Origin of the sequence: Bacillus sp. AR8-1, assembly GCF_008042345.1 — a bacterium.
GTDB classification, from domain to species: Bacteria; Bacillota; Bacilli; order Bacillales; family Bacillaceae_G; genus Bacillus_A; species Bacillus_A cereus.
Genome location: NZ_QNUB01000015.1, coordinates 44,866 through 56,420, shown reverse-complemented (window position 1 = coordinate 56,420; position 11,555 = coordinate 44,866). Strand labels below are relative to the sequence as shown.

Below are 11,555 nucleotides of genomic sequence, written 5' to 3'. Positions count from 1 at the left end.
CCTATAGGGGATAATACCAAATAGCCTCCTCTTTTTATTATGTCACTTTTTGTCGGTAAATCGATATTTCGTACAAAATCGTTGATATATTCTGAGTTATGATAGATATATTTGAAAAATCGTTGATATATTGCAAGTTATGATAGATATATTGAAAAAATCGTTAATATAATTTCACTCACCGAGAACGATGCATCATTTACTGAGCGAAAGTTACGATTTACCTCGCATCATAGTCAACCTCTTTCAATTGACATCGCTTATTAAAGAACGTTTTATATCCAAGCTGTAAAAAGATAATGACAGCAAAGGCAGTACTTCCTGAAATACCGAGTATGATAGCGATTTGATATTGAATGGCTGTGAATGGTGATACACCGGATAATATTTGACCAGTCATCATGCCTGGTAAGCTTATAATCCCCATTCCGACCATAGAATTAATTGTTGGTAAAATAGCAGAATCAAAAGCGTCTCGAATGAGCGGAGCAGCTGCTTCTTTCGGTGTTGCTCCGAGCATAAGTGCACCTTCAATTTGACCTCTTTGCGACTTCATATTGTTTAAGAACGTATTTGCGCCGAGAGAAACACCAGTCATGGCATTCCCAACTAACATTCCTGTAATAGGGACGATATATTGCGGAGCATACCAAGGGTCATGACCGATAATAACGAAGATAAATAGTAGAAGTGGCCCAATTGATCCGGCGACCATGGAAAGGGCGGCTACTCGTTTTAATTCTTTAGACATCGGGATGTTAACTCGTTTATAAATATTAAAAATTGCAAAGGTAGTAATAGAAGTAATAAGAGCAATTGTATAAAATGGATTACTGTTTTCAAATACGTATGTAAGGACATATGCAACAAGTACGAGCTGAATGGTCATACGGAATGTTGCGAGCGCGATTTGTTTTTCGCGAGGTATTCCTTTTAATTTTACAAGTCCAATTAAAATAAGAATAAAAATATAGGCAGCTGCAAGTTGCCAAATTTGGAGTTCAATAACGCCCTTCAACAGAGAGCACTTCCTTTCTAGTTGCACCGTTTGCTTTACTAATCTCAATAATGTCGTCTGCAATTTCTTGTGGAAGTTGTTGTGAGTGTGTGATGAAGATAATTGTTTTTTTCTTTTTTCGTGCTAGTTCAGTAAATTGTTTCATAACGCGGCGTTCTGTATCACTGTCTAATGCTGAAGTTGGTTCATCTAATAAATAGACAGGCGGATCCATAAGTACGATACGTGCAAAGGCAAGTCTTTGTTTTTCACCGCCGGATAATGAGGAGGCGCTATCTTCTAATTGCTTGTCTAAGCTAACGGTTTGTAGTGCGCTCCGCAGGGCATCATCATTTGGAAATGGTTTTTCAGAAAGACGAAGTCCCATTAATAGATTTTCTTTAACGGTTCCATCAAAAAGAGGTGGAGTTTGCCCAAGCATAACTACGTCACGACGTAATTGAATAGGCGGATAATCAGAAATTAACTTTCCGTTATATTCAATTGTGCCGGATGTTGGAGATTGTAAATCGTTTAACATGCGAAGCAATGTGCTTTTGCCGCTTCCGCTTTCACCGATAATGCAAGTGATCTTTTCTTTTTGAATCTGTAAATAAGGAATGTGTAGTATATCTTTATATATAACGTCTTTTAATATAAACATAAATCGCTCCTTTCTGATTCTAGTTATATCGTATCAAAAAAGAGGGGAAAATGGTTATAACGAACAACGTTTTTTCTGCGTCTTGAGTTTTATTAATAAGTTAAGTAAACGATCTAATTCTTGGCTGAAAGAAATCACTTTATCATGAGTGAATCCGTATCGTTCAACGAGATAGATTAACTCTTTCTTTTTCGCTTCTATTCGATTGTTTAGTTTCGATAAGTTCATAAGTGGAATGTAATGCCTCCTACAAAAGTATTTATAACATAAAAAATAAGACCGAATGAATTCGGTCTTCAAGGAAATAATAAAACAACTTACAAATAGCATACACTGTTTATCAATAGTTTTTAATATAAAAATGAAAAATAAATCATTATACATATTGAGAAAGATGTGTCTGATAATTTTTAAAAACTGATGCAAAGAAGCTGCCTACATAGTAGACAGCCTGTAAAGTATTAACCTTTATGATATTTGTACATCCAAAGAAGGCCGGATTTTAATAATCTTGGTACACGTCCCATTAACGGTTGATTTGCGAGTAAACCGAATCCATGCTTCTTACCAAGAGATCCTAGAACACCTTTTAATTTAATAACAGGTAGTTCATCAGGGAGTGGTTCATTATTCCAACGTTTTAATAATATTTGGACAATTTGTTCTCCTTGACCTTCAGCAAGTTGGGCAGATGGTGCATGTGGAAGTGCTGCGCAATCTCCTACAACGTAAACGTGCTCGTTGTTTGGAATATTGTGATATTTCGTTAAGACAACCCGTCCGCTACCATCTTGTTCAACTGGAAGGTTTCGAACAACTTCATTTGCTTGAATACCAGCTGTCCAGACAATTGCATCACATTCAAGTGGTTCATCGTGATTATACACAATATTTGGTTCCACTTTTGTAATGTTAGAGTTTCTTATAATATTAACTTTATGTTTTACGAACCATTCTTCTACGTATCTACTTAATTTCTCTGGATACGGGAATAAAATTCTATCTTTTCGATCAAATAAATAGATTTTTAAATCAGAACGGCTTTCGCGAAGTTCACTTGCAACTTCCACACCACTTAAGCCAGCACCAACGACAGCTACTGTGGCATTTGGTTCTAGACTATTTAATTGTTCATATGTTTTACGTGTTTGTTCAATTGATTGTAGACTATGTGTATATTCCTTCGCCCCAGGAACGTTATGATATTTATCTTCACAGCCAAGTCCGATAATTAAATCATCATATTGGATTGCTTCGCCGCCATCGAGATGAACCGCTTTTTCCTCGAGGTCAATATTTGTTATTGTGCCGTATTGAATATTGAGGCGTGGGTGCTCAGGAAACGGTATACGAATATGCGTTTCTGAAATAGTACCCGCAACTAATGCATAATATTCAGTTTTGAAGCAATGATATGGTACTTTGTCGATTAATGTCACTTGTACATCATCTGGAAGTTGGTTGCTTGGAAGTAGCCTTTGTAGAATTCTCATTCCACCGTAGCCGCCACCTAGTATTACGAGGTGTTTCATGATGGATTACCCCTTTTCTGTTGAAATATCCCCTAATCATAAAATTTTATATTAATAAAATATTTTGACTTTACTCAATCAAATTATATCGAATTTGTGAACAAATAACAATGCATGAATGAATACTCTGTTGTACAATAAGAAGAAAAGTAAAGTAAACTGTTTTGCCTTTTTAGTTACTATTTCATTGCAAGTAGCATGTTATATAAAATAAAATCATCTACTTTGAAGTGAAATAGTGAAGTAACTAAATAGTTTAGGATGTATAACGAAAACAACAAGAGACAGCTTAGTTTTCTTCTTATAGATGAAGTCAGAAGGTAATTTGTTTTGTAGTACAGGGGGGAGAATTTTGATTAAACCATTAATTGAATTTTGTGTAGGTAACCTTGCAAGTGGTTCACAAGCAGCTCTAGAAAAATTAGAAAAAGATCCAAATTTAGATGTAATGGAGTATGGTTGTCTAGGGTATTGTGGTATTTGTTTTGAAGGACCGTTTGCACTTGTAAATGGTGAAGTTGTACAAGGTGCAACAGTAGAAGAGCTTGTTAATAATGTATATGAGTATTTGGATGAAAATCCAATGTTTTAAGGTGTTGCGAATGAGCAACGCCTTTTTCATTTTATTTTAGATAAAACGTTATTTTGGAGGGTAGTTTAATACTATAGATAAATAAAAAAAGGCCCTTTTTAGAAGGGCTTTTTTCTTACACAATGTGTGTAAGAGTGGCTCATCGCCAAACGTTGTCAAATATGAGAAACGGGGGACATTCATATTGTGTTCTAAAAGCATGCATTCTATACTTAAAATAACAAATTATTTTTGGAGTGAATACAAATGAGCCAATTTTCTTTTACAAAAATGCATGGTCTTGGCAATAGTTATATATATGTAAATATGTTTGAAGAGCAAATTCCTGAAGAAGATTTAGCTCTTGTGGCGGAAAAGGTTTCAAATATTAATACTGGTATTGGAGCAGACGGAATGATTTTAATTTGTCCGTCTGATGTAGCTCCGGTGAAAATGCGTATGTTTAATAATGATGGATCAGAAGGAAAGAGCTGTGGTAATGGTTTGCGCTGCGTAGCGAAATATGCGTATGAGCATAAACTAGTAGAGGAAACAGTTTTCACAATTGAAACGTTAGCTGGCATTGTAACGGCAGAAGTAACGGTAGAAGATGGAAAAGTTATATTAGCGAAAATTGATATGGGTGCACCACGCTTAACACGCGAAGAGATACCGATGCTCGGTGAAGGTGAAACACCATTTATTCGTGAAAACTTCTTATACAATAATCATCGTTATGCATTTACGGCTGTTTCAATGGGGAACCCGCACGCGGTTATTTTTGTTGAGGATGTAGAGAAGGCACCTCTTACAACACTTGGTCCAGTTCTTGAGACACATGAAATGTTCCCAGAGCGAGTGAATGTTGAATTTATCGAGATTTTAAACGATGAAGAAATGAATTTCCGCGTTTGGGAACGTGGTTCTGGTGTAACGCAAGCTTGCGGAACAGGGGCATGTGCTGCCGTTGTAGCTGCTATTTTGAATGGCAAGATGGAACGTGGTAAAGAAATTACAGTCCATTTAGCTGGCGGCGATTTAATGATTGCGTGGACAGAAGAAGGAAACGTGTTAATGAAAGGACCTGCGGAAGTAATTTGCCGCGGAGTGTATGAGTACAAGATAGAAGCGTAAAGATGTATAATAGAATGAGAACAGAAAGGATGGTGTATTTCATGATTGAAGTAACAGAACAAGCAGCTTTTCAAATTAAAGATATGTTAAAAGATGCTGAAGATGGAGAGAAGTACGTGCGCCTTGCTGTACATGGCGGCGGATGTACTGGCCTTTCTTACGGCTTAGGATTTGAAGTAGAACCAAAAGAAGACGACACAGTTCTTGAGTTTTTCGGTGTTGAATTTGTTATCGATACAGAAAGTGCTCCAATTGTTAAAGGAGTAAAAATTGATTATAAACAATCTATGCTTGGCGGCGGATTCACAATCGACAATCCAAACGCAATCGCATCATGCGGATGCGGATCATCTTTCCGTACAGCGACGAATGCTGGTAAGCCAGAAGAGTGCTAAGTTTTTAGCCGAAATAGAAAAAGACCTTTTTAGCGATGGAATAAAATCGTTAAGGAGGTCTTTTCTTTTGCCGTAAAAGCCCGATTACCAAGGCTAATCAATATTTCACTTTATTTTTGCATAGATGCAAGTATCAGTTAGTTGTTTGCCGTCAGCTGAAAAATCTTCATTACGTAATATCCCTTCAAGTTCAAAGCCTAGTTTTTCAGGGAGTGCACGACTTTTCGTGTTATTACATTCACATCGTATTTCAATCCTTCTAAATTTGAATAACTGAAATCCAAGGTTTGTTAACGCACTTACTGTTTCTGTCATATATCCACTGCCACTAAATTGCGTGTTAATCCAGTATCCAATTTCACATTTAGAAACCTTCCAATCAATTCGATGAAGGCTAGCTGTTCCAACAAAATCATTCGTCTCTTTATGATAGATAAGATAGCGAAAGCTTTCTCTTTTCAAAAAATCTATATGTGCATTTCTCAGAAGAATTTCCGTTTCTTCAACAGTAGGAATGGACTGAAATAAAGACAACCATTGCTTTAATTCATTAATGGAATCTTTAATAGCTTGTTGTACTATATCCCCTTCACCAGCTTGAAGTGGTGCTCGAAGAATGAGTCTGTCTGTTTCTATTTGTAACGGAACATCTAATAAAATAGGGTTCATATCATTTCTCCTCTCGAAACCTTTAAATTAGGACAGAATGAAACTTATATCATAAAAAAACTTTCACCCAAAAGAAATAATTCTGGAGGACGAGAGTTGCAATTTATAATAAATGAATTGAAAAATACTTTATCTCACTAATAGAAAATCACGTCACAGCATCACTATTAGTTATTATAGAACTGTGCGAAGTACAGGAATATAGTAAAGCTTATATCCCATAAAGGAACCTCTCAAAAACGAGTAAACAATAAATATATATTCAATTCATCATTTAGAAATCCCTTTTCACATATTGAAAACTAAACTATCAGTTGGTACAGCAGCATTAGGTTGTTAAACTAATGCATATGTTAATTGAATAAGGAGTTATTATTTTTTAACCTGCTTTAAATTGAACGCATAATTCACGATTGATTATCTAAACGCAATCGCATCATGCAGATTTGGATCATTTTTCCGTACAGCGACGAATGCTGGTAAGCCAGAAGAGTGCTAAGTTTTTAGCCAAAATAGAAAAGACCTTTTTAGCGATAGAATAAAATCGTTAGAAAGGTCTTTTCTTTTGGCGTTAAAACAGAAAATGCATGTAAAGTTACTTTAGAATTTAATTTGAATGTTATTATATATAGAATATATGATAATTATTGTGAATTCGACTTTCATATTGTTAGTTTAAGACAAGATTATGCAACAGAAATGTAAATGAATAGCAGAAATATACTATTTATTAGTTATATTTAATGTTAATATTTGTAACGAAGATGATTGGTGAGGGCTGATTAAAGTTTCATTTTATATAAAAAAGGTGCATGAGGGAGAAGGCTATAGCAAATTGTATAGAACTGAATAGTTCCGTATTAATTTAAATACGTTGATTACTAAATATTAAAAAATACCGGGGGGATTAGAGTGAAGTCATTTAAGAAAGTACTTATAGTAGGGATGGCGTTGACCACAGTATCGATTTTGGGAGCTTGTTCTAGCGATACAGACGTATTAACAAAAGTAGGAGCAAAGCAACCAGCGAAGGCGGAAGGTGACGTACTAAAAGATCAGAAGAAAACACCTATGACTACGAGTAAACGTGAAAGTATTAAAAATGAGGACGCTTCATCATCACAGAAGCGTTATATTTCTCATGATGAATCTCAAAAAATTGAGGAAGGTATGACGTATACGGATATTCTTAATACGATTGACTACGGTGGTGAGAACATAAAATATTATAATAACAATGAAAAACGCGTATTTTATACTGAAAAAGATACGGATGGTACATATGAAATTATGGTTGAATTAAATACATATGGTTACGTTGTGAATATTGAACGTACTGCTATAAAGGATACAGATAAAGATAAAGGTAAGGAGAATCGGGTATCTACGAAACGTATTGAAGAGCCTGTAAAGGAATATGAAGAAAAAAACGATCGTGTACCGTGGTATAAAGATGTAAATAACAATTCGGCAGCAGTAAGTTACAATCACTATTTGAAAATCAAAAAAGGTATGCCTGCGAATCAAGTAAAAGCTGCAATTGGACAGCCACATGTGATTGAGAAATATAAATCTTATTCAGTATATGACTATACTGGTTATGGTGGAGAAGGATCATTACGTGTAATCTTTGAACCGAATGGAACTGTTACGGATGTAGTGGAAGACGGTTTACCACGATAATAAATTAGTTACGGGAAGAGTTGTAGTAAAGTTGTCTTTGATTTTATAAAGTTTTTGGAGCATCCCCGAATATAGGTGGAAAAATAATTCTATTAGCCATGTTGATTATAGTATTAGTATTTAACGAAGTTTCTTCCCAATTCAATAGCGTTATTGTGCATGTTGTTGTCGTATTATTCTTGTTGGTATATACCGCAGTATGGCAGCAATTGTAACTGGACGTAAAAGGAAGCGGAGGAGTAGCAGCTTCCTTTTAAAAGAAGGAGGAAAATATGATGGAGGATATTCTTGAATTCATAGGGAGATACGTAATTAAACCTATTATTAGTTTAGTGAGATATCTTGTAATAGAGATTATAATTGAGGGGATAATAGAAGGCGTAATAAACGGTATAAGGAAATTACGTGATAAGTGGCGAAATTGGCGTGAAAGACGTTATTGGCGGTAGTGTAGCTGATGAGAGTGCAAAACAAAAACGTTATACAGAAGTTATGAAGAAGTTTAATGAAATGATAGCAAACCACCCGCATTTAGAATCTGTACTCGTTCCAATTGGTGATGGAATGACAATTTCTAAAGTGAAGAAATAATTATTATCTTACAAAAGTGTAATGTTCATGTCATGTTTTTGAATTTCTTCTTTAAGCTCCGGGCTTTAAGATAAGAATATAAGAAAAAACATATGAGGTGAAGGAAATGAAAAGATACATTGCACTATTTAGTATTTTAGTTGTATTTGCAAGTTTGTTAGTTGGTTGTGATTTAAACCGTATGGGTAAAGATGAGTATTATGTTCAAATTACAGTAGATGGAAAAGAATTTGATAGTAAAGCTAGTGATGGGCAGAAATTTAAAGATTATGAATATAAGCTGACTGGCTTTGATAAAGACGGTAAAGAGAAAGAATTAGAATTCATAGCTCAAAAAAATCTTCGTAAAGAAGCATTCCTACGCGTATACCACTCAGATAAAAAAGGTGTAACAGCTTGGGAAGAAGTGAAGAAAGACGAGCTTCCAGCGAAAGTGAAAGAAAAATTAGGCGTGAAATAAGACAGATAGAAAAGGAATTGACGAACAGGGTCAATTCCTTTTTTTGCTTTCAAATTCTTCTTCTGAAATGACTTTAAATCCGTGTCTTTTAAATAAAGCAGTAGTTACCCCGTAACCAGTTTGCTTATTGCCATTAAATTCACCAGTGTAAATCGTAGAACTGCCACAAGATGGACTACGTTCCTTTAAAATAATATATTCTGGGTGTAAATTTTTAATTTGTTCTAATGCTTTATAAGCACCATTTACGAAAGCTTCTGTGACATCTTCACCATCTTTTGTCATCACTTTCGCTTTTCCGTCCAAAACGTCGTCGCCATTCCCGCCAATAATTTCAGCAGAAGGACGAGGTGTTGGCAGTCCTCCTAATACTTCAGGACAAATGAGGACTGTATCTTCTTTTTGTAGTAGCTTCTCTATTTTTGAAACGAGATTGTCATTTCCGTCATATCGACAAGCTATACCACCTAAACAAGCGCTAATTACGATCATATTTTCATCTCCATTAAAAAAATATTAAATTCCACGCCAAATTCTCTTCCTGCCTCTTACTTATAAATGAGGTGATATAAATGGGAAGCTTATATAATTTAATGAAACCATACAGTGAATTTCGAAGTAAAGAAGAGTTTAATGCATATCAAAAACAAGTTTTGAAGTGCTATCGATTTCAATTGAATAAAACGGATGCTACCATTATTCATTTTTTAGGAAAGTATGCGGTGAATGAGAAACAAAAAACAGTAGGAGTCGCCTGTCCGTTAATGGAGACGATTGCGAAGAATGTTGGAAAGAGTATTCGTACAGTACGCCGTTCAATTGCAAAGTTAGAGGAACTAGGAATTATAAAGCGTGTTGCAACAAAAGAAAGACATAAGCGCGGCGGGTATAGTGCGAACTTATATATTTTTCTTATATCTGCAATTGACCGCATGGATGACCGTATGAAAATGTCCGCATGTGAAAGTGAGGATTATACAGCTGGCTGTAGCGGAAAGGAGCAAAAAAGCGAGAGGGAAACAACTCTTTCTAAAAACATTCCACAAATAAAAGAGAAAAGAAAAATAACGTACGAGCTTGATGAGACGTATTGCCGTCATGATATACCGAAGCCTTTTATATACGCACTGGTACCGATGACGAGTAATCCGAAGAAAATTAATATATTTTGGAGTAAGGTCGAGCTTGCGTATAAAAAGAGCGGGTTACTAGAGCAAGGTGTTTTACTAGAGCAGATATTAGCTGATGAAGAAGTGTATGGAAATTTCATTTGGCGAGTGAAGAGTGTTGTGAGAGCTTATAAATATGGGGAAATCCGTAAAAATGTGAAGGCACTTTTATATAGTACAGTGCGAGATTTATTTTTAGAGGTTGGATTAGAATGGGGAGCAGCTGTGAGAAGAAGTAAGGGGATAGCGTTATTTGATCCATTTAAAAAGGAGCCATGCGTATAATACATGACTCCAAGTAGCTAGTCGAACTTTCTTACAACTGGAACACGAATCGCTACAAATAGTACGAAGACGATAACAGCAATTGCACCGCTTTTCATAACGGTTACGATTGGAATTCCCATTGCAAGTGCGATTGATGTGAATGCATAAGAGAGCGGGATAAAGCCCATTGATGATAGCATAAGTAAGCTCATTACGCGTCCCATCATTTCCTCTTTTACTGTCGATTGAATCATCGCCATAAGCGGAACGATAGCCATTGCAATTGTAATACCATAAAACATGCCGGCTAATAATGCTTGCCAAAGTACGGTGCTAAAGTTGATGGATAAGAAGAATACACCAGACAGTAGCATCATGATAATGCAAAATAGTCCGCGTCTACGATTAATATTTTTTAAACCGACAATGACAGCGCCTATTGCCATTCCGCCGCCTACAGATGCTTCTAAGTAACTGAAATGGAGCGAGTCACCGTGCAGAACATTTTTAACGAAAAGCGGGAAACCGACTTGCATCGGACCAATTAAAAATAAATTTAAAAAGGCGCTACAAAGAAGGAAAGTTGAAAGGAATGGCGATTCCTTTACATATAAGATTCCTTCTTTAATGGAAGTGAACATACCTTTATCTGTATCTTTTAGTTCTGGCATCGTAAATTGTATTTTTTGAACGAGTATGGCTGCGACAATCAGTAATAAAATTGTAATAGAAAATATTGTCTCGTAGTTTGTAAATTTGATCAGAATTCCGCCAAGTACAGGGCCTAAGATGACCGATGCTTGGTTCGTCATTTGTGTAAGTGAATTCGCTTGTGTTAACCGGCTTTTTTCTACCAATTCAGGTAAGATAGATCCATCTGCTGACCAGAAGAAAGCATCAGCAAGTCCAAAGAATAAAGCGAATAAAGCAAATGTATATAGTGTTACATCACCAACGATAAACCATGTGAGAATGGTTGCGACAAGAATCGCTCGAATAATATTGGAGTAAAACATAATGTTTTTTTTCGGGAATTTATCAGCTACAGCGCCGCCGATAATCATAAAAATAAGCCTTGGAACACTAAGAGCTACGAAAACAACACCGAGTGAAGCTTCAAGGTTTAATGTTTTTGCTATGTACCACGTTTGTGAAAAAGTAAAAAAGGCTAAAGCAAAGCTTGAAAAAAGAGTAGCTGCCCAAAGAAAAAGGAAATTCGTATTTTTTAATAACGGTTTTCCGCTTCCTTCTAAAGCAGTTTTATTTTGTTGTAGTTCCTCCATATTGCTTCCTTTCTATGTGACAAATTTAAACTAAAAAACCAGTAAACGCCCGATTGGTGAGGGCTAATACTCAATGGGAGATGCCCTCCGCTGAGTATAGTTTCACTTTATACAGTTTCTAATATTTCTATACTGCACTT

14 protein-coding genes and 1 pseudogene are annotated in these 11,555 nt (G+C 35.7%); 8 read left to right on the top strand and 7 right to left on the bottom strand.

Going from position 1 to position 11,555, the window contains the following annotated elements; genetic code table 11:
* Nucleotides 1-220: 220 nt before the first annotated feature.
* From DN400_RS09365 to DN400_RS09350, 4 genes are all read right to left on the bottom strand, one after another.
* Nucleotides 221-1,018, bottom strand: coding sequence for an ABC transporter permease (locus DN400_RS09365; RefSeq protein WP_000679260.1), 798 nt, complete (start codon nt 1,016-1,018; stop codon nt 221-223).
* The gene (locus tag DN400_RS09360; protein ID WP_065229507.1) at nt 1,002-1,661 is read right to left on the bottom strand and encodes an ABC transporter ATP-binding protein; all 660 of its coding nucleotides are present in this window, start codon (nt 1,659-1,661) and stop codon (nt 1,002-1,004) included. Before DN400_RS09360 ends, DN400_RS09365 begins: the two co-directional genes overlap by 17 nt.
* A 54-nt stretch (nt 1,662-1,715) precedes the next feature.
* Nucleotides 1,716-1,889 (bottom strand): aspartyl-phosphate phosphatase Spo0E family protein, encoded by a 174-nt coding sequence (locus DN400_RS09355; RefSeq protein ID WP_001054090.1) that lies wholly within the window; start codon nt 1,887-1,889, stop codon nt 1,716-1,718.
* Nucleotides 1,890-2,122: 233 nt separating this feature from the next.
* Complete coding sequence (locus tag DN400_RS09350) at nt 2,123-3,193, bottom strand: NAD(P)/FAD-dependent oxidoreductase (RefSeq protein ID WP_000682065.1); 1,071 nt, start codon at nt 3,191-3,193, stop codon at nt 2,123-2,125.
* A gap of 352 nt (nt 3,194-3,545) precedes the next feature.
* Here DN400_RS09350 and DN400_RS09345 point away from each other — a divergent pair, with 352 nt between their 5' ends.
* The 3 genes from DN400_RS09345 (at nt 3,546) to DN400_RS09335 (ending at nt 5,293) form a co-directional block, all read left to right on the top strand.
* Nucleotides 3,546-3,785 carry a YuzB family protein gene (locus tag DN400_RS09345; RefSeq protein ID WP_000595026.1) on the top strand — a complete coding sequence of 80 codons (240 nt, stop codon included), beginning with the start codon at nt 3,546-3,548 and terminating at the stop codon, nt 3,783-3,785.
* Between the two features lie 246 nt (nt 3,786-4,031).
* The gene (gene dapF, locus DN400_RS09340; protein ID WP_000077394.1) at nt 4,032-4,898 is read left to right on the top strand and encodes a diaminopimelate epimerase; all 867 of its coding nucleotides are present in this window, start codon (nt 4,032-4,034) and stop codon (nt 4,896-4,898) included.
* Between the two features lie 41 nt (nt 4,899-4,939).
* On the top strand, nt 4,940-5,293 hold the full coding sequence (locus DN400_RS09335; RefSeq protein WP_000573830.1) for a HesB/IscA family protein: 354 nt from the start codon (nt 4,940-4,942) through the stop codon (nt 5,291-5,293).
* A gap of 105 nt (nt 5,294-5,398) precedes the next feature.
* Here the strand turns inward: DN400_RS09335 and DN400_RS09330 are convergent, their stop codons facing one another.
* Nucleotides 5,399-5,962: a GNAT family N-acetyltransferase gene (locus tag DN400_RS09330; protein WP_001068190.1), complete on the bottom strand. Its 564-nt coding sequence runs from the start codon at nt 5,960-5,962 to the stop codon at nt 5,399-5,401.
* A 406-nt stretch (nt 5,963-6,368) separates the two neighbouring features.
* Between DN400_RS09330 and DN400_RS09325 the strand changes: the two are divergent.
* The 4 genes and pseudogenes from DN400_RS09325 to DN400_RS09305 form a co-directional block, all read left to right on the top strand.
* Nucleotides 6,369-6,461 (top strand): annotated as a pseudogene (locus DN400_RS09325) (iron-sulfur cluster assembly accessory protein); the annotation flags it as partial.
* Nucleotides 6,462-6,874: 413 nt separating this feature from the next.
* Nucleotides 6,875-7,645, top strand: a complete 771-nt coding sequence (locus DN400_RS09320; RefSeq protein ID WP_016513190.1) for a hypothetical protein — start codon at nt 6,875-6,877, stop codon at nt 7,643-7,645.
* Nucleotides 7,646-8,050: 405 nt separating this feature from the next.
* Entirely contained in the window at nt 8,051-8,236 is a 186-nt protein-coding gene (locus DN400_RS09310) for an O-methyltransferase (protein WP_002094183.1), read from the top strand.
* A gap of 106 nt (nt 8,237-8,342) precedes the next feature.
* Nucleotides 8,343-8,696, top strand: coding sequence for a YxeA family protein (locus DN400_RS09305; protein ID WP_000833143.1), 354 nt, complete (start codon nt 8,343-8,345; stop codon nt 8,694-8,696).
* A gap of 30 nt (nt 8,697-8,726) precedes the next feature.
* Here the strand turns inward: DN400_RS09305 and DN400_RS09300 are convergent, their stop codons facing one another.
* Entirely contained in the window at nt 8,727-9,188 is a 462-nt protein-coding gene (locus DN400_RS09300) for a 2-thiouracil desulfurase family protein (RefSeq protein ID WP_000635511.1), read from the bottom strand.
* 80 nt (nt 9,189-9,268) lie between these two features.
* Here DN400_RS09300 and DN400_RS09295 point away from each other — a divergent pair, with 80 nt between their 5' ends.
* Nucleotides 9,269-10,150, top strand: a complete 882-nt coding sequence (locus DN400_RS09295; RefSeq protein ID WP_000535237.1) for a helix-turn-helix domain-containing protein — start codon at nt 9,269-9,271, stop codon at nt 10,148-10,150.
* Nucleotides 10,151-10,167: 17 nt separating this feature from the next.
* Here the strand turns inward: DN400_RS09295 and DN400_RS09290 are convergent, their stop codons facing one another.
* Nucleotides 10,168-11,415: an MFS transporter gene (locus tag DN400_RS09290; protein ID WP_000391931.1), complete on the bottom strand. Its 1,248-nt coding sequence runs from the start codon at nt 11,413-11,415 to the stop codon at nt 10,168-10,170.
* Nucleotides 11,416-11,555 lie beyond the last annotated feature (140 nt).